Raw genomic sequence first — 21,628 nt, 5'->3', positions numbered from 1 at the left:
CAGGGCGCCGAATGCTATTCGGGCAACCACGAGCATCCCGGTTAGCAGCTCCGCACTCATTTTGCTTGAGATCGCAGAGGATTATACTGGCGTATCCGCGACTGTAAGCTTCAATGGCGGCCCGCCACTGGCGATCAAATCAAACGCCGGTGAAGATGTTGCCCACCTTGAGGCGGGCTCCGTTCTCTACGGTGTTATTTCGGGCAGCACGTTCCGGCTGTCCAACGATGAAACGATTGCAAGCCTTATCTTTGATGCGCGTGACGAAGCTGAAGAGGCGCGCGACGCTGCCGTTCCTGCGGCTCAAACAGCTACCGTGAAGGCGTCGGAGGCTCTGGCGAGCGCAACTGTCGCGGCTGGCTATGCCGCAGCGGCTGGAATTTCGCGCGTGTTTTCCACCAAGGCAGAGGCGGATGCAGGCCTCTCCTCTGTTGCAGCAAATGCATTTGTCAAAGTGTTGGTTGACGAAAGCCAGGCAGACGTCGAGACCATCTATCAAAAGGTCAGCGGGTCTTACGTCCTAAAGGCGAAGGCCGGGCAGAAAGAAGTCCGCCTCGAAAACTTCGGCGCCATGCTTGATGGTAGCTCCGACGACAGCGCGGCTGTTCTTTCGGCAATCTCGTGGGTTTCTGCGAACGGTGGCCGCATCATCGGCACAGGCGGTAAGACCTGCTATTGCGCATCATTGATCGACCTGACGGGCGTTGATTTTTTCTCAGAGCGAGACTTCAAATTTCGCGGCAACATTGATCTATCTAAGGAGAACAGCACTCTCCTCGCTGATCTGAATGTCGATATTGACTCAGCAGGCGTCAAATACCCATACAAAATGCCACGAGGGTTTAAGAAGCCTTTCGCTGAAAAGGGCCTGTGGCTTGGTGCCGGCGATCTGATCCGCGACAACTATACGCGGATTGATCCGGGCTCGCTGAACAAGGTCAAGGTGGCTCATCCCGCTAGTGATGACTTTGTTGCCGACGCTCTTCCCATTGCAGCGGATCAAACAATTTCATGGAACCTCACCTCCGCCGGCGAGTGGCATTGTGCGCTGCGTCCGGCTGTTGGTGGACGCGAGTTGTCCTCCGTTTTTTCCGCGGGCGATTATCAGCGCGCAGCATTCTTTGTCTGGTCTGGCGGATGGATCGCCATTGCGGCAGGAGAGTCATCGATCGGCGCGAATGTCTATAAGAAAGCCATTGGTGTGGCGATCACCTCGTCAAATATCAACTGGCGCGGCACGGCTAATCATCCGCAGTGGCTTGCAGTGAACAGTGAATGGACTGTTCGGCTTTACGACGAGCGAACAGCAGCTATCCTGATGAATGGCACAGAGGTATATCGCTTCAACCTGCCTCAGGGCGCTATCATTACCGAATATGGTTTCGGCGTTTTTGCTTCAGGTCCTGCCATCAACGCGGGTATCTCGCGGTGGACGGAAAGACGGGCTTCCGCGTTCGGCGGTCAAAACCAGACCGCCGTTGCAGTCTTCGGGGATAGCAAATCGTCACCGTTCTACGGCGTCTGGTTGGATGCGTTCCGTGAGGCGCTTGACGCTACCTACGGCATCCGGTGCGTCAACGTCGCCAACGACGCGGTCGCCGGAACCAATAGCCTTTCCGTATTGCAGAGGATGCAGGCGCTTGGGCTCGGTGTCGCGAACTACATCGTCATTTATTGCGGTGTGAACGACATTCAGGGAGGCTCGCCGCTCTCAGCCTCAATCCAAAACTTGAGCGATATGCTCGATATTGTGATCAATGAGGGGAGGGTGCCGGTTGTCGTAATCCCGACGCTATGGCTGAACTCCAGTCAAACACCTGACGGATTTGCTACAGCGAACGCGGAAAAGGGGGCGGAGCTTCGCGCGGCGTACAGAACACTGGCTGCTTCACGTGGGGCGCTTATTGTCGATGCCCAGCAGTTGACCGGGCAAATCCTGTCCGACTTCATTACGTCGCCTGATCTGTCTGATGCCCGCGTTCGTGACCGCATCCATGATACTGCTTTCGTGTATCGACTGGTAGGTCAGATGATTGCCCGCGTCATCGCTGGGGACATCGTTCTGGAGTCAACCCCACGGATCACCGCAATACCCATTCCAGCGCGCTATTTCTCTAACATGTGGTATTTTACCCTACGTGCTCCACATGTTGCAGTGGATCAGAATCGAACCGTGCAGATGGAGGGAATACTTGAGGCCGGCACCAAAACGGATGGCACTACGATCATTACGTTCCCGACAAACCTCCGTCCTGCTAGGTCAAAGAGTTTCCCCTCATACAGCGTTCGATCTTCCGACGGACGACGGACGGGTGTTCTCTTGGAGATCACATCGGGTGGTGATCTGAAAATTTACGGGATGCCTTCAGATGACAACTACGTTTACCTCGACCCCATTAAATATGAGGCAGCGTAATGGATAATTGGCGCGGCCCTACCAGTACCTATATGACTCAAGGGTGGGATAGCGCGAGCTCGCTCTGTCAGGAATGTTACAATATAAGTTTCGCGCGGTGGTCTAAAAGACGGGAAGATGCCGCCGAGGAAACGAGAGGGTCTGCTAACGTCACCGCTCAGATAACTCGGAGATATCAACCCGCCGACACAGGTATGCCTTGGTCGGCTAAAATCATGCTAGTCATTGCGCTAATTGCTTTCACGGCAATGATGCTCGGCTACTGATGATTGAAACGGTGAGACCGCTTTTCACTCTGTCCATGTCGCACAAAGTGTTCCACCGCTTCCATCCCGGATTCTGCCACGTCAGTATTGATCGCGAGATAATATTCGGCGTCAAAGCCTTTTCTGTTGAGCCGGGACTTGCTGTGCGCAATGAGAAAATCTGAAACTGATCTCGGCCCGCGCTCGATCATTATGCCCCTGAAAAATGTGGCAACGCGGGTTGCGAGAGAGTTTACAACATTCGGTGTAAGGCTCTTCGTTTCGCTTGCGTGATCTGCCTCTGCGACTCTATCTCTTGCTGCGACAATCGCTTGATTGATTAGAATCCTCATATCAGCTCTGCTCGGCAGGAATTTTACAGGGTCATGAACTCCCCTGGCGAATGCCACTACGTTTGCTGGTGTGATACCCATATTAGATGGCGCCATTGAAGCTACTTGATATCCGAGATTGTTTAAAAGCAGCTCAATCTCGATCGTGTTGCTCTCGAATACTATAACGGGCTTTGACCTGTTTATCAGTTGGAGCATGCCAGTAATTGCTTGGTATTCGTATCTCTCAACATCGATCTTTATAAAGCTGGGCATTACGTCGCTCAACTCCTCGATCTGGTCGATTGGCACTTGGGGAACAGTAAGCAATCGGGTTGGGATGTCGCCCACGAACTCTCGAGCGTCCACCAGCGAGCCGACTTCAGAATTGTCTACGGGTAGAAAAAACGTTTCGAGAGACAGGCGATTGCCGACCGCAACAGGCCAGACGCGCACGTTGGGGATAGTTGTCAGATAGCCGAATAGTGACGGATTAGGCTCGAATGCGTGGACTTTCCCACAATCTCCGACCAGCTTTGAGAAAGCTGTCGTGTGTAATCCAACGTTTGCGCCTAAATCAAGCACAGTATCCCCTGATTTTACTGATTTGGCGGCTATGAAAGCCGTCAGCGCCTCATTCAAATAATGAGCTTCCAACGGCGATAAAGAATATTGCTCTTCCAAGTTTATTCACCCCAATCTGCAACTCAGAGTTATGAGTGAATGAGCGACTTGTGAAAGTCAATATCATTTGAGATTTGTCCGCATTGCTGTGCTTTGGGGCACCTTTTTACTCCGCCTTAACTTTAGGTACATGCAACCCAGAATCAGGAGAATGTCGATGACGGCTGTAACTGCCGCGCAGGTGCGCGCGGCTGCAAAAACGCGCGTGAATGAAAGCAACCTCAACTCGGTGATGATGGCGCTAAGCAAGTACGGGTCTGAATTCGGCCTTGATCTGCCTCACCGCGTCGTCGCTTTCCTCGCGCAGCTGATGCACGAAAGCGGTTCGTTCAAGTACGATCGCGAGATCTGGGGCCCGACGCCGGCACAGGAGCGATATGATACCCGCTCCGAACTCGGCAATACGCCTGCAAAAGATGGTGACGGCTATAAGAACCGTGGTCGCGGCCCTATCCAGGTGACCGGCGGATATAACATCCGAGCCTTCTACGAATGGTGCAAACGGAAGGACCTTAATCCGCCCGACTTCGTTTCCAATCCGGATCTCATCAACACAGATCCGTGGGAGGGTCTTTCTGCCATCTGGTACTGGGATGAAGGTAACCCCGATCGCAAGAGCCTCAACCGCTATGCCGACCGTAACGATGCGGAGATGATCACGCGCCTCATCAATGGCGGCCTGAACGGTTTTGCCGACCGGCTCGATTATTATACCCGCCTCGGTCTCGTGGTACTGGGCTTTGATGTTAAGGACATTCGGGGGTTTCAGGGCGCAGCAAAGCGGGCAGGGAAGTATGCCGGTAACCTGGATGGTCTCGATGGACCGCAGACGCGTGCTGCCATTCATCTGACGCTGGTCGATCTCGCGTCGAAAGCGCAGGTCGCGCAAGCTCAGATCAAGGCGGCTCCGGTGACTGAAGAGAAGCCGGTTGCGGTCACCCCACCCAGCCTCGATGCGCCCTGGTGGAAATCGAAGGAAGTTATTGTACCTGTCGCGACAGGCACTGGCCTCTCTTCCGCGCTGGCGGCGATTGGCTCGATGCCGTGGCAAAATCTTGCCCTTGTGCTTCTGGCTTTCGCCTTGGCCGGCGCATTCCTGCTGTGGCGCAAAAAGTCTGACGCAAAGGCGGTGTCTGACCAGGTGCGGGAGATGGCCTGATGTGGAATCTTATTCCCCACTGGCTCAAGATCGGGGCAGCGACTGTTGTTGGCGCTACCCTGCTTTCCGCCGGGTCGTTTCAGATCGGAAAGCGCGAGGGCAAGTCAGTCACCCAGGTCGAGGCAGCAAAAGCTGCCATTGCGCGCATCAACACTCTGGAGAAAAACAATGCCTCTTTCCGTAGTCTGTCGGATCGTCACCGTTGCCTTATCTTCATGCGCGATAGCGGCCTGTCAGACAGCGCCTGCGATTAACGGTAGCGGGTATCAGCGCATCCAGTTCGCGGACGCAGAGGCCGCACGCCTCGCTTCACAGGATCCGACAGCCGGTCCCGCAATCTATTCCAACAATCGCCAGTGCAGCCAAGACGCTGCCTGCCGGAAATGACGGCGGTGGCGACAATGGAAAGCGGATATCAGGGCACGGGCATGTGGGTGCGGATCCAGAATCGCTTCGGGCCGCGCATGATGGAATGGTTCATGGCTGGGCATCTCATCGCCTTCGGCTGGGTTCTTCTTCTTCCATCGCAGACCTTCAATCAACCGGCGTTCATGGGTTTTAACGAGATCGTGCCGTCGGAGGATTTTCTTGGCTGGATTATGTTTGTCGTCGGGTGCTTGCGTATCATTGGCCTCGTCATAAATGGCGCAAGAAAGAACGTCACACCACAGATACGGCAATTCTCGGCAGCAGCCGGGTGCATGATCTGGTCAGGCATAGCATACGCTTTTGCATCTTCCGGAGTCATCAGTACGTGGATTGCCATCTATCCGCTCTTCGCCATTGGAGAGCTGATCAACATCCACCGCGCAGCGCATGATCAGGGAGAAGCTCGCAATGGAAAAACTGGCTGATCTTCCGCCGCTGGCGCTGGTTGTGTTTGGTGTGACGCTGGCTGTGATTTTTGCAGTGAGGCACTTTGGGCTTTCGGCTGGTGCGAACACGTCTCCGCAAAAAAGTCAGGCGTCTGCACAGGTTGCCGCCGTTATCGTGGATCCCACTGCACTTAATAATGCCGCCGAGGCGGTCAGGGCGCATACGGCTGAAGCCATCAACATGCGAAAGTCGTTTGAGCGCGGGACAGACAAGATTTGCGATGCCATCGATCGCCTGAGTGACCAGGTGGACGATCTCCAAAAGGAGATGATCAGGCGAGGTGGATAAGGCGTCGTCTAGTGGAATTCTCCAACCTCGCAACTTAACGCAAATACCCCGCCGACTGCCTTGTGCGGTCGGCGGATTTGTTATCAATGGTCAGAGCGTGGGATGCTTATATCCTGCCTGGCCCATGTCGTTGATATCGTACGTTCCGTAGCAATGTGGACGATCACATCCGGCTTAACCATTTCCATGAACGACGGATCATAGGTGTTTTCCCAATAGAAATGACAGCGTCTAAAGTTTGCAAAAAACTCCCGCCGACTAAAGTACGCATTCGATGTCCCGAAGAGAACACATGTCAAGTCGAGTCCGCCTTGATTTTCATGGTACATCGTACTGCCTCTCAGCCTCCCACCGTTCATGACTATGTTACTAGTGCGATCAACAATTTTTGAGGTGCTGATCTTGGGGTCCCGTACCTCGTAGGCGATGCTCGCGGCTGGGGATAGTTTGCTACCTAGGTCACCTTGGAAATTCTCCTGAATCCTCGACTCCCATTCTACGCAACTCTCAAGGCCTAGAAGATTCATAATTTCGGGGAATAGTCCAACGCGCCCGACATCCGATAAGTGTGTGTCTGTCTTGGTATAAGCGGAAAGCGGGTCGGAAAGCCGCTCGTGTAAAGCTTCTAGGCCGTACACGAAGTGATAGGGAACCAACTCGGCGAGCTGATTAGCTGGTCGGTTAGGCGAAATTGGCACAAGACGCCCGCGCTTTTCGCTGCAGACTATATTTTTCTCCGGAACTACAAATGTCAGGTATTTTGCGCCCAACGACGAGGATCTCTCGATCCTGCGTCGAAACTCATCGGAAATCATTTCTAAATCTTCAGGAGAGAGTGACCTTTCCCCTGCAATAATTTTGTCGGTTTCGTTGACGTCATTCTGTAGAAAAAGCCAGCCATCCTCACCGACTTCCACGAAGCTTTCTTTGTCTCGGTCGTCGATAATCGACTGAAACCCATCAAAATCGAAGCTATCCCCTAGAACTCTTATTTGGACGACATTTTTGCCGCTCGACAGGTGCGATGACATCCCAAACGAGAATCCACAATTTGCTGCCTCGGGTGGGCGGCCAAGATCCTCCCTATAGAGGTCTACAGTCTCGATCCGGACTTCCACTCCATTCACTATTAGTAAAATCTTCAAAGGCGCCGTAGGATTAAGTTCGTTCGCGACCCACCCCGAACACACGTTCGCGTTTAATACTTCAACTTTCCCCGAATAAGCCACCGCCTTTTCCCTCCAAACGTGTAGAATGGTCTTTACCTACATAAGCTAGCCCTAATGCACAACTGGCTATTTTGGAGAATGTAACAAAAACGTCGCAATCACTCTTAGTGCCAAGGAGTGTTGTCCCAGCAGGGGTGACGGCGGACGCTAGCATCAGTGATCTTTGTGGATGCCGTCACTGCTCGGCGGCAAGGCGCTCTCAACTTTTAACGCCAACGTGTCTTATGTCGCGTGACGAAAGAGAGGACAGGTGACACGCAGCATTGAAATTCCTTTTCGTTCTCGAAGCTTCCCAAGCTGAATATCTGTGAGAAGCTTCGCACCCCAGTGTGAGGTGGTTACGAGGCCTTGAACGTATCCCGCTGCGGATAGTGTTCCCAACAATGCCAGGATGACCTCTCGGCCTTGGACCGACTGAAACCGAAGCCTCCCCACTTCTTGCAACCGGGATGCTCGCACCAGTGGTTCTCGTGGATGCCGTCGTCGGCCTTGCTGGCCTGATCGCTCATGGATGGATCTCCAATTCCCGTAGCTTCCAGCCTCCGGAAGGCGGCGAAGCCTGTAGCTTGGCAGCCCGCTGTGTAAGCTTCGTCGAGGCGATAATCTTTGCCTCACGTTTCGATGTCGCTTGAACGTTAATGACCCACCGGCCGGATTGAAATCGATACGTTTTCGGCTTGGCGCCCTCGACAAACCGGCACACTGCGACGAACGCAAGGCGCATTCTCGCTTTGTTCTGCTCGGTTACGCCCCTCACAGTCTTCCACCAATTTTCAAAATTTTGATCGACCGCACTCTTAAGCATGTTCTTAATATGTTCTCATGCGCGCAAGAGTCAATATAGCGCCAACTCCATCCCGCTCTGGGTTTTTTGGTTAGCCGGGCCGGACAGAACATTACGAGAAAATGTGTGGCTAACTCTTCGGTTAACCAATTGATTTTAGGCCGGTTTGCCAGTCTCTCCGGGGCTGGCATTTACCGGGAAGCTATCGTCGTTCGGGAGGTTGGACGCGGATGTAGATCTTTGGGAGGTCGGTCATTTGATGCGAGCGGTGTTTCGTTATTGGGAAGGAATTCTTTGATCGCGCGCTTCAAGGCAATCTGCCAGTTTCCAATTTCAATAAGCTGCGGATGTCGGTGATAGAAATCTGAACGGTCTCCCGCTACCATACGCCGCCCCGCCATTAGCGCTCTTGCATGTGCCTGCGCCCAACGACCCTACGCGAATAGGGTTCGGCACTTTAATGTGGTCTTTCTGGACGCATTTGCCGGTCGGTATGGCGTGGCGGCTGGGCAGATCTTTCGGAAGTAGGGGGCTTCTGAAGTTGCGCATAACGTTTACATCCAGATCGCTCACCTCAAGCAGCGATCTCCCCTAGAGCGGCCTGCAAAGCGATTTTATGGAGTTCTTCCAGGGATGATGTCCACAAATTGCGCGCTGTTAGCCGTTCCTTCAGATACTTGAAATCCAGGCTTTCTGCGAGGACAGTCGCCGTCGTTGCCGAGTATTCCTTCGTAGGGCCGGCTTCGCTTAGGAGCTCCTCGATACCCCGCAAAATCCTACGTTGCAGGTTAATATCAGATGATTGCTCGTAATCCGTGTAAAGCTCTCTGATTTTTTCAAGCGCTTTCAGTGTTCGTTCACCGACATTGAACCTCGCTTTGACGAGGCGATCACTTTGGTTGAGATAAACGACTTCAATGGTCTTTTGGCCAAGCGAAGTTAGTCCACGTAGTCGGTAATTTCTCATTGTGAGGTGGTCTTTCGGACTGATCAATGTGGGGTCTATGATCATTCCTTGGGTGTCGACGTTGTGCGTGCCCTTGTTCACATTACATCTCTTGCATGAAGGCAGGAGATTGCTCCACGTAACAACGTCGTCTGGAAAATCTTCTTTGAACCGAAAGTGCTCGACCTCCATATATTTTGATTCTACAGAAATGTCGGTTTCGCAGTAACAGCACTTCGAATGAGACATCGCTAAGAGCGTCGAGCGAATAAACTTTCGGTTCCAAACTTTTGCGTTGCTCTCCTTAAATTTGGCTACGAGTTCACGCTGTTTTTCTGAAGTCAGATCAGCAGGAGCAGCACATCTGTAGACGCGTATCAAGATTCGCCTCCTAAGTACGGGGCGGCCTGTATTCGAAGTAGTTTACGCATACTACTGTCTGGATGGAGCATTTGCTCTAGGATGTGGAGCGCCTCTCTGACGGATTTTGGTTCGTCGCGGTCTATTGCAGCATCGAATGCTCGCATCGTCTTACGGTATTCTTCGGAAACAACCCCTTCTAGGCCCATCACCTCTTCAAGGATTTCTTCCAGCGTCCAACCTTTGAACCCGTAAGGACCTACCGATGCCGCTCTAACGACGGGGCCGTCTGGGCCCTCAATCAGGCTTATAACTTCATCACCATTACAAGATTGGATAACGTGCGGTGAGTGCGTTGTCACAATGATCTGAGCCGACTTGAATAGGTCTTTTAATACACCTACTACCGCTCTCTGCCATGTCGGGTGCAAGTGCAACTCGACTTCGTCGATTAATATTACGCCTGCGAAATCTTCGGCCGCTATTTCCAATCGGCGGTATTCGATTTCCTTAACAATCCCAAGGATCATCGCGTATATCGCCCTAAACCCAGATGAAAGAAATTCATATGGGATCAAACCGGCTGGAGTGTTCACCATTATGTCAAAGGTGGTGGTATCCACAGTCGCAAGTGAAACACGGCTGTCGAGCCTGCTAAAAGTTCTTATGGCTAGATCGAGGTTCTCTTTTCTGAAATCAGGCCAGCTATCACCCATGTGCTTGAACAAATACCTGTTCGCTAACCAATCCTTTATTTCATGAACATTAATCCCATTTGAGGCCTGAACCTGGTGTTCAGTATCATTTCGAGAAGGATCGCGCTTAATGCTTTCGTTTTTGGTGTAGAAAATGTCTCTTGCTGTCTTGATGTACAAAACATTCAAAGAATGATCTTGAACCCCGAAAGGAAGCGATTGCTCTGTTACGTTTTTGTTCGCAACTCTACCTTGATGCTGTAAGGCGATGCCATCTACCTCGTAAGTGAGCCTTACATTAGAGATTAGATCACCCGCATCAGCACGTTTACGCACGTTAACATAGCTTCTGGATACAAAGACAGCGGCGGCAGCGTCCAAGATGGTGGTTTTACCTATCCCATTTGTTCCGCAAATGACGTTCAAGCCGTCCTTAAAATCGATCTTTGTGTTGCCAAACCGAGAAACGTTTTCTAGGTGCAAACTTTTGATCCGCAGAATGCGCATTCTTAAATACCCGCGTAGATAGTCACACACATTGCTCGTACAGGTTTATTAGTGTCCTGCCAAGGAGTGCATCCGACTGGAACTGAGGCATTTCAATAATCGCTCTTCGTCGCCGTTGCCTTAAATTGGTTTTGCCATAGCGGTCTCATCCACCACCTTTTCCACACCTGTCGTTTTCTGTGGATTTCATTTTACAATTCGATATTGAAATAACTGGAATTGTTGAGTGTTCTCGGGCAACATTTTCCCGACTAGCTTATCCCACGCTCTTGAAATCATTGAAAGTGCGATGGGATTTGTAATCAAGTGCTCGCGCTCAACCCGCGATTTTTCACGGCCGATTTATTATTAACATCTTTGGTTCGCGGCCTATATCCTCAGGTGGTCTGGGCGTAAATTTGGTATCGGCTAGTTTTAGTGCTTCTCCTACATGTTCTACCGCGTGAGTGACATCATCAGTGAGAAGTCCTAAGCCTTGACGGAAGTCGGGATAACTGCTGATCGCCATGTAGCCAGCGACGGCGTAGGCTAGCCACTTTGCATCGACTTCGAGTTTGCCGCCGCGATACCTCAGCGACCCATAAGATGCCGTCCCTCCCACAATCCTCGGCTGATTCCCATCGAAGAAAGTGGCAATGACCGCCGAGAGCACGCCATTAATCGCTTGCAAAGCTTCGTATTCGCGGGGGTAGTTTTCTCTGAACTGCCGGCTATCAAAGGTGATGTTTGTGAGTATTGGGTTCGCGCTCATAGCGTAGCCAATATTTATCGGAGGCTCAAACTTCGCGATCGTATAATCGATGTATCCGAGTGTAATAAAATCCTTCCCAGGTGGGGGAGAACGTCGCGCAGAGTTCATTTGAGTGCCTCGTTACTCAATGTCGACCGATAGCTAGTCGTTACTTTTTTAAATTTTGGTTTCCAAAAGACGTCTAACTACTTTTAATATTCTGCACGGCACAAGCCGCGAGGGCTCTGAGGCCGTGCCGCATTTAAGTTGCCGGTTAGCCCGACAGGACAGAACATTGAAAGAAAATTTGTGGCTAACCGACCGGTTAACCCATTGAAAAAGCCTCGGTTTGCTGGGCTCTCCGGGCCTAGCTCTGGAAGAGCTGTTGTGCAAATTCAACGATACGAAATCACGGGCGCCTCTTCAGCGCTAGATCCCACTCATCCTTTGTTCGGTAATCCCCGGGGAAATAACTGTGAGTTTCCTTGCTTGGTATGGGAAGGTGGAGGTCTCGATAGGAATCATATCGCTCATTGAAGAAGAATGAGATTTCGAAAAGATCCGGAGAAGGAGGGAGGCTGTCGACAGTAAGAACGTAACCAAAAGGAACAAAAGACATCTCAGAAAATACCAAGGGCCGATGATGACCGGTCACCATCATTGCGACAATTCCGCTAGCTCGGAAGGCGTGTGAGTTTTTGGACGTTAGGAAGCAATACAGTCGAAATTTCTCTGGTAGGCCCACTTCATTCTTGTTGAGTACGTACTTTTGTAGCTCTGGATGGCGTTGGAAAAATCCACTTCCATTCAGCGTACCGAACATAGCGACAATTTGCTTGGCCACTCGTCCCGGGAATATATGATACGGCATCGCCAATGCGCCTGATGAGCCGAGGAAGCGGACACCTTGGTAGGCCCATGCGACGTATTCCGACCCATACCACGCTCCAGTTAGATTATTGCATTTCTCACATAGCGAGTATTTTCCAAAACCTTTCCTGCTCTCTCTGTGCCGGATCTTCCTGTCATCCTTCTCGGAGTCCAGATAGTCCTGCACTGACGCCACCAATAGGCCATGATTGTTGAACGCGCTTTTGGGAGGGATATGCTCGAACGTTAATTTGCCATGCGTTCCGCAAATACAACACGCCCCTTCTTTCGTACCAATCATTCCATTCTCCAATGTCGCCAGCCTAAGCCGTCCGTCCCTGAGCAACGCTCTGGAGTGCACCCCATTTCACCGGACAAGTCGGCTAGATTGATTTAGCCCTGATGAACTGCCGAGGGGAAGCCATCTTGAGCGCGGAATGGGGATGGATTTCGTTGTAGTCCTCAATCCATCCGTCGATGAGCCGGAGCGCTGTTTGGGCGTCCGGTAGAGCTGATATCCGAATATAGTCCCGCTTCAACGTTTTGACGAAGGCTTCCGACATGCCGTTCGACTGCGGGCTGGCGACCGGCGTGAAGCAGGGCGTTAGATTGAGTGCTTGCGCAAACAGCCTCGTGTCCCGCGCCGTATAGGCTGAACCATTGTCAGACAGATGCTCGATAGCATTCGGGGCTCGGGTTGCATGGAAGCGTTTCTCGACCGCCTCCAGCATCATGTCGCGGACGTCCGAGCCGGATATTCCGGCATTGGCGAGCGCCGTCCAAGCGATGATCTCCCGGTCGAAGGCGTCGATGATGAAGGCGAGACGAATGACCTCGCCATTCCAGCAGGCGAACTCCAGGCCGTCCGAGCACCAGCGCAGGTTGGAGCGCATGACCATGACCTTGCCATCGTGGAGGCGGCCCTTGCGAACGGCTGTGTGCTTCTCCAGTAGCATGGCGTGGTTACCCATGATGCGATGGACCCGTTTGGCGTTGACGACAGGCTGATCGGCGGCTCGCCTTTCGCGATTGAGGAGCGCGGCGATCCGCCGATAGCCATAGGTTGGCCTTTGATCCACCAGCCTGCGGATGGCGGGCAGAAGCTCTGCATCCTCGGCCTTGTTGTATGGCCCACGCGGCTTTGATCTGCCTTTCAGCCGCTCGATGAGGTTGGAACGGGAGACGCCCAGCGTGTCTGCGACGGCCTTCATCGCGAACCGTCCTTCGGCAACAAGATCGGCCGCGATATCCGTTTTTTTGAGTCCGCTTTGGAAAGGGCTTCGCGGAGGATTTCGACCTCCATCGTCTTGCGACCGAGCATGCGCTCCAACTCCCGGACGCGATCCTCCAGTTTCTTCACTTCCGAATTTCCGACAACCGGCTCGTCAGAATCCACGGCTGCAGCACCTCCCTCGCTCAAGAGCCTGCGCCACCGATAAAGCAAATTGGGCGCGACGCCATGACGGCGAGCGGTCGAAGATACCGTCTCGCCGGGTTCGAAACTCTGCTCAATGATTGTCAGCTTTTGCTCGGTTGTCCACCGCCCGCGGCGAACATCACCCGTCAGCAATTCAACGTGTCGATAGTCGTTAGACATAAGCCTATACCCAAGCCTGTGCTTGAGCCTTTCTGCTTATGCCGACTGTCCGGTCGAAATGGGGGGCAGTTCACGCTCTAAGACTAGGCTTCGTTTCCGGCTTTAGGCAACCGGTTAATACTGGTGTGGTGAGGGATGCGCGCTGGGTTTTACAATGAAATCAATGGCCGTAGAGGGCGTGTCGTTGAGGGGGGTGCAGCTCTGTATCTAGCTATTTTAAGTATATTAATCAGTATCTTAGCAGAAAAACACCGGCAGGATTTTGGTCTCCACGAGAGGACTCCAATAACTTCCAACCTTTCACTCGCGGTCACAAGTTAAGCGTTCCGATGTAATATTGGGTGTCGCGCTGAGTGGTAATATTTGGCTCATATTCGTCATGAAGCCAGTCTCGCTGGCCGTAGCTTGGGTTTGATGAGTAGCACTTCACTTTACTGCCCTCAGGTACGAAGGTAATGTCGAGTGCTCTTGTCTGGGTTATCTTTTGATATCCTGAGTAGTGATGGAGGTGACGTTGTTTTGCCTCACCTATGACGATTATTTCTGGCTGTAATTTGTCGAGCCATATGTTTGGAAGCTTTCCAGACTTTCGCCCATGATGGGGAGCAAAAACGATATTCGTCTTACGAAGATCAATATCGTCGAAGATGTCTTCCATGAACTGCGTTTCAAGATCACCGATCCACATGAACGACGCGCTGTTCTCGACTGAATAACGCGCAACGAGAGAGATATTGTTAAACGCCTTCGCTTCCTTGGCGAGTTGCAGGGCGTTTTTATAATGGGAGTTGGACGTGTCAGGCCATAAGATCGAAATACCAGACGTCTGTCTCACGTCATCGGAGAGATTCATCCACTTCCGTGAGCAGTTCTTATGAACATAGTACGCCTTGTCACTATCGCGTAACTTACAGTAATGTTTAAAGGATGGAGTCTCCAAGCTTTTTTTGGCTTCGTTTTTTACGGTGTAAAAATTCCGGATTGGCATTTTTTCATCCAGATACTCGATCCCTTGGATGTGATCTTCATCTGGGTGGGTAGATATAAACCGCGTTAGCCCTTTGTGTTTCGATTCTGCCTTGAGTTCCTGAACTAGCCACTCCATGTGTTCACCAAAGAGCTGGCAATCAATAATCGTGAAGTTATCGCTGTTATGTTTGATATAGAACATGTCGCCAGCGCCTACAGTGTATGATTTAACAACCGCCATTATGCTTCACCCTTGTTGGCGCGCGCTGCGCGACTGTGTTTCATCAGTGTTCCGCAGCTAAGTATAAGCTGCTTTCCGTATGCTTCAGACGCCTCTCGCAGTGGTCCCTCCCGTACAGCCAAAAGCATGTAGATCGAGTGGACGACTACGACGAGGACTACAATGGACAGCTTTTCTTGGATGTCTGATATTCTCTGGAAATAGCTTGGCATGAAATATAAGATCGAGCCGGCTATCGCTCCGATGATTAAATTCAAAACTATCGATAAAGTCCTGAGTCCAAGGAGGTTCCTGCGGAAGCCATAGGAAACAAGTTTGTCGAACAAGATCACAAATTTCTTCGTGTCGCGTGTTTCGTCGCGCAACCAGTTTCCGGCGCCCGCATAAAAATCGTCTGCTAGTTCTGGGTTGTTCGTCTCGTCTTCAACGGAAGGGACCGATCGCTTTATCTTGGTGGAAATGAAATTTCGATATAGTTCTTTCGAGCTTTCCGGAAGCTCTTTGTTGGATCTGTACCAAAGATAAGGGGTGGAGCGAGTTCCGAGCTTTCTTTCTATTCTTCTACCGTTCCACTGGGCAAAATCAGCTAAAGCATAAAATAGCACAATGCTCATGATTGTTACGACGATATTGGAGAGACCAATGCGGTCCCATGGTACGATCATGAACGGTAAGGCGAGTACCGGAAGTCCAGCTATTAACGATGGAAAAATTCGTGCCCTTATAGTGTATGCATCAAAAAGTTTAAGTACACCTAGCATGCCCATCCCCCGATAACACTTCGTGTGATATATTTTAGAGGGGCGGATATCAACTACTAATTGCGTTATATTATCTTGATACTCGTCAAAAAATGCTGCCTCCTTCGCATTTCGGCGCCGTCCCATATGTAGGGCGTCCGAATTCATGACCCATCAAATCGGCCTGCATACGGTCGGATGCGCCAGCGTTTTCAATGCGATCTTGAAACGTATGACGCAAGGAATAAACGGTGTGCTTCTTGGTCGGCCGTAGTCCAGCGTTCCAGAGAAATTTGTTGATGTTGGCGGACGCCGAGTCGGATTTGTCCTGATAGATTGGGAAGCCTTTCGGATGGCGTTTCATTGCTGTCAGTGCGACCCCTACGAGCGGGACGCGTCGGACGGAATAGTCGGTCTTGTTTCGACGATCATCACGCTCTGCGACCTCAACATGAGGAACTTCTCCATTAAGATGAATATCCTCCGGCCGCAAATTGCAAACCTCGGTGAGGCGCATGCCTGTCTCGATCATGACATGATGATTGCTTTGCCCTCATCGTTCAATCCATCTAACGCGCCGTCTGCCAAGATCTTCTCTTTAATCCACGCAACGGGGAACGGCGGTCGCTTGCCAAGCTTCGTCGCGTTGGTCTCCTTGATCCGCAGTTTTTCCCATGGCTTGTGAAACTCGGTCTGCAGGGCATCATCAATGACGCTCAGCATTCCGGCGATATCGGTAATGCTGCGATTGGCACTGTACGCCTTAAGTTTCTCACTTTTGATCTTCTGCACCCACCAGTCGCGAAAACGGATTGAACCGGCACGCTGGATGGCTGATAGTTCGACGTCGCCGAGAACCTCCCTGGCATAGCGTAGCGCGCGCTCTCGCGAGACCTTGTGCTTGCGTAGCTGATTTGGTGACATCCCGGTCAGTCCGGCCTCGTTGTGATGCGTGTAGGGCTTCCACACGTCACTTATGTGCGGCCTAGGTTCGGAGGCGGTTCCAAGGACGCCGTCGGTAATGGTCTGCGATATGTCGAAATTCTGCTCAGCAATTTTGAAGCGGCGCTCTAGTTCAGCGATGTCGATCTGGGCAACATCTCCGACCGGCTTGTATGTGAAGCCCATTGACTGTGCAGCTCGCACAGCCGCCTCGTACTCCTCGGTTGCACCAACGGCGCCTTTGCCCTCCAGCAGCGCACGCCAGAACGCTTCGGAGGCCTTGTGAATAGACTCGGCTCGCTCAAGTGCGTCTTTATGGTTTTTCGTCTTCAGGCTTTTCTTCACGTGCGCGCGTTTGTCGAGGTGAGAAACCTCCATAGGGACGCGCCGGTAGTACCGATAGATGCCACTCGATGGATCTCTCAGCACATATTTTGAAACATCTTCTGACTTCATTCGTTTACCCGCCTGTAGACGGAAATGTAGCCAAAAAGTATCCGAAATAGCAAGAATGGGAGTAGGCGCTTGCGCCCCTGAAAGCAGCGGTAAATTGTAAGCAATTGTTTTTGCTTGGTTGTTTTGCGGTATGTTACTTTTCTCTTCTAGAGAAAAATGGCTCCCCGGGCCGGATTCGAACCGGCGACCTGTCGATTAACAGTCGAATGCTCTACCGCTGAGCTACCAGGGAACGTGCGCTGCTTGGCGCGGTGTGAGCGGGGTAATACAAATGCTTTTCCGATTTGCCAAGCGCTTTTTTCAAAAAAAACGCATTCATCTTGTTTTATCTCGCCGGAGTCCCGATTTTCCGGGCTTATCGACGGTGAAAAAATTATCCACAGGCCAGATGTTAAAGGGCAGTATGGAATGAAATTTGGAATGGACCACAGAACGGGTCGTCTCAATCTCGGAAAATGGAGCGTTGCCATGCCGCGTTCGCGCGTCGGCAGGATCGCCACCGGCTCGGCGCTGGTGGTGGGCGGAACGCTCGGGTTTTTGCCCATCCTCGGTTTCTGGATGGTCCCGCTTGGTCTTATCGTGCTTTCCCACGATTTGCCGGCGGTTCGCCGCAGGCGGCGGCGGCTGGCAGTCTGGTGGGCATCGCGACGCAATGGTCGCAACACCCGCAATAGAGGTGGACAATAAGTCTCAGCCGCCCATTGAGCTGCTGAGGCCCTGTCCAGCCCAGAAGGCGGCATAGGCGAGTGCTGCAAAATAAATCGCCGTCAGGATGAGAAACAGATATCCGCCGAGAACGGTCACGCCGTCCCTCTGGATCATACCCGCCGAAAAAAGCAGGATGGCGACGCCCGGCAGGGTGTTGGAGAAGGGAATGAAGCCGAGCGGCATCATCAGCAACACGCCAGCGGTCATCAGCGCAAGTCCATTCACTCTATTGGCGACGATGCCCGCCGTCAGCGCCGGAAGGCGCGGGCGGATGAAGCGATCGAGCCTGGAGACGATGGCGACGCCTTTCTGCAGTGCCGGTACCAGCTTTGCCGTTTCCATCTGCCGGTCGAGAATCCTGGCCGGCAGCCATGGCAGACGGTTGAGGGTGATGGCCAGACTGACGAGAATGATCGCTGCGCCAAACACGGTGCTGACGCCGGGGATGGAGACCGGAATGAGGAAGGGCAGGGAAGCTATGGCACAGATGAGCAGCAGGCCCTGTTCGCCGATTGCCTCCATCAGCTCGCGCAATGTGATCGTCTGACCTTGCAGTTTCCCAATCAGCTTTTCGAGCGTGGTGCTGAGCTTTTCAGACGTATCAGTGAATGCGAATTCGTTCGACATCAGGCTTCCCGGAAGTTGCTTTAACTCCGGGTTTGATAACATTCATCAGGCCGAATGCCTACCGCCGATGGAAAATCAGCGTCTTTTCGGACCGGTGCTGCCGCCCGCCTTTGTCAGTGGGAAACCCAGCTGCTGTAGGCGCCTGCGAGAAGAACAATCAGCAGGATGACAAGTATGACCGGATTGATCGACGTAATGAAGCTTACATAGTCCATGATAACTTCCTCCTCTTTCCGCCACACCTTATTCTACCGCGAAAAGGCCAGTTTATCTACCTGAGGATGAAATTTCGCATCGCAGCAACCATCCGCCGCTGCGGTCTGGAATTGTTTGTTTTTCTCGTTTGCCGCAACGCAAAAAATAAATCTTCCAACATTTGCCATTCTCTTGCGTTGTCTCTAATCCTGATTTGGCGGCGGTCGATAGTCAGACCGTCCGCCGCTGACAAACCGCCACTGAGATGCCTTGGCTCCCGCCTTGCCTTCGGTCTAAAACGATCTTCCCGAGGACATTAAATGCTGAAAAACATCTATGCCTGGACGATGGCGCTTGCCGCGCGCAAAAGCGCCGTGTGGTGGCTGGCGATCGTGGCCTTCGTCGAAAGCTCCGTCTTCGTTGTGCCGGCGGATGTGCTTTTCCTGCCCATGGTGCTGGCAAAGCCAAAAAAGGCGATGTTTTATGCGCTCGTCGCAACGGTCGCTTCCGTTCTCGGTGGCATTGCCGGCTGGTTTCTCGGCCACTATGCTTTCGAGAGTATCGCGCGGCCAATTCTGGAATTTTACGGCAAGCTGGACAGCTTCGAGCAGCTCAAGAATTCGGTAAATTACGAGACCATCATTCTCCTGCTGGTGACATCTGGCTTTGCGCATCTGCCGCCGATCAAGGTTGTCACCATCCTCTCCGGTGCGGCCAATATCAGCCTAGGCCTTTTCATTCTCTCGGCTGTCGTCACGCGCGGCGCGCGCTTTTTCATCCTCGCCGGGTTGCTGCAAAGATACGGTGAACCGGTGCGCCACTTCATCGAAAAACGCCTTGGTGTTATTGCCGCCGCTGTGGCCGCAGCGCTCATCGCCATCTATGCGGTCTACGTTTTCGTGCGCTGACGAAACGCAGTTTTTCTACTCTTACAATACTGTCGCATAACTTTCAGCCTACTGTCAGAATCCAGCTGTATCGGTTGTCTCGTCCAATGAGAGAACCGATTTATTATGCGAAGATTATGGAAGTGCTCCTTGGGGGGCATGGGTATTGCTGTGCTTGCCGCAGGCGGTTATCTCCTGGCCATCCAGCTTCTCGGCAACTTTCACGAGGTGGTGGCAGGGCAGCTTTACCGCTCCAACCAGCCAAGCAGTGAGCAGCTGGTCCGCTATACCAGGGACAATGGCATCAAGACGGTCATCAATCTGCGCGGAGAGAATGAATCCGAGGACTGGTACAAGGATGAGATCAAAACCTCGCGCGAGCTTGGGTTGACCCATATCGATTTTGGCATGTCAGCCCGCCACGAACTCGACATGACCAAGGTGAACCAGTTGGTCGCGATCATGCGTGATGCGCCGAAACCCATCCTCATCCATTGCAAGTCCGGTGCGGACAGGACAGGCCTTGCGACCGCGCTTTATCTCGGCCGCGTCGCGTATCTCGGTGAAAAGGCGGCTGAGAGTCAGCTTTCCGTCCGCTACGGCCATATCGGCATCCCCTATCTGTCTGAGACCTATGCCATGGACCAGACCTGGGAAAATGTCGAACACATGTCGATCGCCGACGACTTCACAATTGCTTCAAACGAGTTTTGAAAACGGTCGGGCATAACATCCGCAAAATTGCTGATCGATCTCCTGAAGCGGGATTTTGCGTTCTGTTCTGATCGCGCAACGGTCGGGACGGGACCCAAACGCTTGGTTTCTTAACTGTTGAGTTCTCAACGACGCAGCCTGTCTTTCATCAGGCGACCCGATTTCTCCCTCTCAAGGTTCGTCGGAAATCACATTTTCTGTCTATATATTAGTAACTTATGCGATCCAACAATTAAGTTGACTCCTTTAATCATCTTTTATAGAGCGACGTTGTTTCAACTTCTGGATCGCATCATGACACCAAAATCATTTATGAGCGGCCTTGCCGCATCGCTCTTGTCTATTCTCTTTACCGCCCCGTATGTAATGGCTGAACAAAAGACCATCACAGATGTCATCGGACGCGAAGTGAAGGTTGACCTTCCAGCAAAGCGCGTTGTTCTCGGTTTCTACTTCGAGGACTACATGGCGGTCGGCGGCGAGAAAGCCTATGATTCCGTCGTCGGCATTTCTCGCGAAGCCTGGGAAGGCTGGGTACCCGCCAACTGGAAGATGCACCTCGCGCATCGCGCCTCGCTTGCCGACATTGCCGATGTCGGTGAAGTGGAAGCGCAGACTTTCTCGGTCGAAAAAGTGTTGAGCCTCAATCCCGATCTGGTGATTCTGGCGGACTGGCAATACAAAGCGCTTGGTCTCGATGCCGATCGTCTGGAAGAAGAAGGCATTCCCGTCGTCGTCGTCGACTACAACGCCCAGACGGTCGAGCGGCACGTCGCCTCGACCCGGCTTTTTGGCGACCTGACCGGCCAGGAGAAGCGTGGCAAGGAAATTGCCGACTTCTATGCCGGTTCGCTGAAAGAGGTCGCTGACCGGGTCGCCAAGTCCGGAAAGCCGAAACCGAAGGTCTACGTCGAGTTCGGCAACAAGGGCCCGGCCGAATATTCTTTCACCTACGGCAAGAACATGTGGGGCGCCATGTCCACGGCGGCTGGCGGCGACAACATTGCCGCTCCCTTCGTCGAATGGTGGGGACCGATCAATCCAGAACAGGTTCTGGCGTCCAAGCCTGACGCCATCTTCATTTCCGGTCGCGAAAACAACAAGAACCCGGCAGCGCTGCCCATGGGACAGGCGGTGAAGGCGGCAGACGCAGGCGAGAAACTCAAGGCATTTGAGGCCCGCCAGGGCTGGAGCGAATTGCCCGCCATCAAGAACGGCCAGCTGTTCGGTGTCTACCAGGGTGCGTCGCGCACGCTCTCCGATTTCGCCATGGTTCAGTACATCGCAAAGCAGCTATATCCCGAGCAGTTCAAGGATGTCGATCCGATCGCCAACTATCTCGGCTATTACAAGAAGTACCTTCCGGTAACGCCTCAAGGCACTTTCGCCATCGCCGTCAAGGATTGATATCGCGCTTGCCTGTGGCGGCAC

At 52.5% G+C, this 21,628-nt stretch carries 22 protein-coding genes and 1 tRNA gene; 9 read left to right on the top strand and 14 right to left on the bottom strand.

Annotated elements, in window-relative coordinates; translation table 11 throughout:
• Positions 1-61: 61 nt before the first annotated feature.
• Positions 62-2,416 (top strand): SGNH/GDSL hydrolase family protein, encoded by a 2,355-nt coding sequence (locus J5276_RS08730; RefSeq protein WP_174011310.1) that lies wholly within the window; start codon positions 62-64, stop codon positions 2,414-2,416.
• Positions 2,417-2,675: 259 nt separating this feature from the next.
• Here the strand turns inward: J5276_RS08730 and J5276_RS08725 are convergent, their stop codons facing one another.
• Positions 2,676-3,677: an FkbM family methyltransferase gene (locus J5276_RS08725; RefSeq protein ID WP_162691740.1), complete on the bottom strand. Its 1,002-nt coding sequence runs from the start codon at positions 3,675-3,677 to the stop codon at positions 2,676-2,678.
• A 157-nt stretch (positions 3,678-3,834) separates the two neighbouring features.
• Between J5276_RS08725 and J5276_RS08720 the strand changes: the two genes are divergently transcribed.
• The 4 genes from J5276_RS08720 (at position 3,835) to J5276_RS08705 (ending at position 6,000) form a co-directional block, all read left to right on the top strand.
• The gene (locus tag J5276_RS08720) at positions 3,835-4,836 is read left to right on the top strand and encodes a glycoside hydrolase family 19 protein (protein ID WP_112200516.1); all 1,002 of its coding nucleotides are present in this window, start codon (positions 3,835-3,837) and stop codon (positions 4,834-4,836) included.
• Entirely contained in the window at positions 4,836-5,090 is a 255-nt protein-coding gene (locus tag J5276_RS08715) for a hypothetical protein (protein ID WP_112200517.1), read from the top strand. Before J5276_RS08720 ends, J5276_RS08715 begins: the two co-directional genes overlap by 1 nt.
• A gap of 147 nt (positions 5,091-5,237) precedes the next feature.
• A complete protein-coding gene (locus tag J5276_RS08710) occupies positions 5,238-5,690 on the top strand; it encodes a hypothetical protein (protein ID WP_112200518.1) in 453 nt (150 codons plus the stop codon).
• Positions 5,674-6,000: a hypothetical protein gene (locus tag J5276_RS08705; RefSeq protein ID WP_112200519.1), complete on the top strand. Its 327-nt coding sequence runs from the start codon at positions 5,674-5,676 to the stop codon at positions 5,998-6,000. The genes J5276_RS08710 and J5276_RS08705 overlap by 17 nt, the downstream gene beginning before the upstream one ends.
• Positions 6,001-6,083: 83 nt before the next feature.
• Here J5276_RS08705 and J5276_RS08700 read toward each other — a convergent pair whose 3' ends face one another.
• The 12 genes from J5276_RS08700 to J5276_RS08650 all read right to left on the bottom strand — a co-directional run bounded on the left by J5276_RS08700 (position 6,084) and on the right by J5276_RS08650 (position 17,298).
• The gene (locus J5276_RS08700; protein WP_112200520.1) at positions 6,084-7,229 is read right to left on the bottom strand and encodes a hypothetical protein; all 1,146 of its coding nucleotides are present in this window, start codon (positions 7,227-7,229) and stop codon (positions 6,084-6,086) included.
• A 338-nt stretch (positions 7,230-7,567) separates the two neighbouring features.
• On the bottom strand, positions 7,568-7,738 hold the full coding sequence (locus J5276_RS08695) for a hypothetical protein (RefSeq protein WP_174005635.1): 171 nt from the start codon (positions 7,736-7,738) through the stop codon (positions 7,568-7,570).
• Positions 7,739-8,587: 849 nt separating this feature from the next.
• Complete coding sequence (locus J5276_RS08690) at positions 8,588-9,061, bottom strand: hypothetical protein (RefSeq protein WP_162722907.1); 474 nt, start codon at positions 9,059-9,061, stop codon at positions 8,588-8,590.
• A 275-nt stretch (positions 9,062-9,336) separates the two neighbouring features.
• Positions 9,337-10,521 (bottom strand): AAA family ATPase, encoded by a 1,185-nt coding sequence (locus J5276_RS08685; protein ID WP_174005637.1) that lies wholly within the window; start codon positions 10,519-10,521, stop codon positions 9,337-9,339.
• Positions 10,522-10,852: 331 nt separating this feature from the next.
• On the bottom strand, positions 10,853-11,380 hold the full coding sequence (locus J5276_RS08680) for a hypothetical protein (protein WP_112200525.1): 528 nt from the start codon (positions 11,378-11,380) through the stop codon (positions 10,853-10,855).
• Between the two features lie 280 nt (positions 11,381-11,660).
• Positions 11,661-12,422 carry a hypothetical protein gene (locus J5276_RS08675; RefSeq protein WP_112200526.1) on the bottom strand — a complete coding sequence of 254 codons (762 nt, stop codon included), beginning with the start codon at positions 12,420-12,422 and terminating at the stop codon, positions 11,661-11,663.
• Between the two features lie 82 nt (positions 12,423-12,504).
• Positions 12,505-13,718, bottom strand: a protein-coding gene (locus J5276_RS08670) for an IS3-like element IS426 family transposase (RefSeq protein WP_219256628.1) whose coding sequence is annotated in 2 segments (ribosomal slippage) — positions 12,505-13,382 and positions 13,382-13,718 — 1,215 coding nt in all. Because the reading frame shifts where the segments join, the coding sequence is not laid out codon by codon here.
• A gap of 310 nt (positions 13,719-14,028) precedes the next feature.
• Positions 14,029-14,928: a hypothetical protein gene (locus tag J5276_RS08665; protein WP_112200527.1), complete on the bottom strand. Its 900-nt coding sequence runs from the start codon at positions 14,926-14,928 to the stop codon at positions 14,029-14,031.
• On the bottom strand, positions 14,928-15,689 hold the full coding sequence (locus J5276_RS08660; RefSeq protein WP_112993232.1) for a hypothetical protein: 762 nt from the start codon (positions 15,687-15,689) through the stop codon (positions 14,928-14,930). Before J5276_RS08660 ends, J5276_RS08665 begins: the two co-directional genes overlap by 1 nt.
• A gap of 85 nt (positions 15,690-15,774) precedes the next feature.
• Positions 15,775-16,200 carry a tyrosine-type recombinase/integrase gene (locus J5276_RS30345; RefSeq protein ID WP_236761829.1) on the bottom strand — a complete coding sequence of 142 codons (426 nt, stop codon included), beginning with the start codon at positions 16,198-16,200 and terminating at the stop codon, positions 15,775-15,777.
• Positions 16,197-17,066 (bottom strand): DUF6538 domain-containing protein, encoded by an 870-nt coding sequence (locus J5276_RS08655; protein ID WP_236761493.1) that lies wholly within the window; start codon positions 17,064-17,066, stop codon positions 16,197-16,199. Before J5276_RS08655 ends, J5276_RS30345 begins: the two co-directional genes overlap by 4 nt.
• Before the next feature lie 157 nt (positions 17,067-17,223).
• Positions 17,224-17,298: transfer RNA gene (locus J5276_RS08650), tRNA-Asn, on the bottom strand.
• Positions 17,299-17,474: 176 nt separating this feature from the next.
• On the opposite strand from J5276_RS08650, the gene J5276_RS08645 reads away from it, so the two are divergent.
• Positions 17,475-17,753, top strand: a complete 279-nt coding sequence (locus J5276_RS08645) for a hypothetical protein (RefSeq protein WP_013635921.1) — start codon at positions 17,475-17,477, stop codon at positions 17,751-17,753.
• Positions 17,754-17,756: 3 nt separating this feature from the next.
• Here J5276_RS08645 and J5276_RS08640 read toward each other — a convergent pair whose 3' ends face one another.
• The gene (locus J5276_RS08640; protein WP_003512591.1) at positions 17,757-18,401 is read right to left on the bottom strand and encodes an exopolysaccharide biosynthesis protein; all 645 of its coding nucleotides are present in this window, start codon (positions 18,399-18,401) and stop codon (positions 17,757-17,759) included.
• 515 nt (positions 18,402-18,916) lie between these two features.
• Here J5276_RS08640 and J5276_RS08635 point away from each other — a divergent pair.
• From J5276_RS08635 to J5276_RS08625, 3 genes are all read left to right on the top strand, one after another.
• A complete protein-coding gene (locus J5276_RS08635) occupies positions 18,917-19,504 on the top strand; it encodes a YqaA family protein (RefSeq protein ID WP_003512594.1) in 588 nt (195 codons plus the stop codon).
• A gap of 138 nt (positions 19,505-19,642) precedes the next feature.
• Positions 19,643-20,197, top strand: coding sequence for a dual specificity protein phosphatase family protein (locus J5276_RS08630; protein WP_065704727.1), 555 nt, complete (start codon positions 19,643-19,645; stop codon positions 20,195-20,197).
• Between the two features lie 312 nt (positions 20,198-20,509).
• Complete coding sequence (locus tag J5276_RS08625; protein WP_035198131.1) at positions 20,510-21,604, top strand: ABC transporter substrate-binding protein; 1,095 nt, start codon at positions 20,510-20,512, stop codon at positions 21,602-21,604.
• Positions 21,605-21,628 lie beyond the last annotated feature (24 nt).

This window comes from Agrobacterium sp. S7/73 (assembly GCF_019355535.1).
GTDB lineage: Bacteria > Pseudomonadota > Alphaproteobacteria > Rhizobiales > Rhizobiaceae > Agrobacterium > Agrobacterium tumefaciens.
Note: the sequence above shows the minus strand (reverse complement) of the source record. Positions and strands in the feature narration are given on the sequence as shown.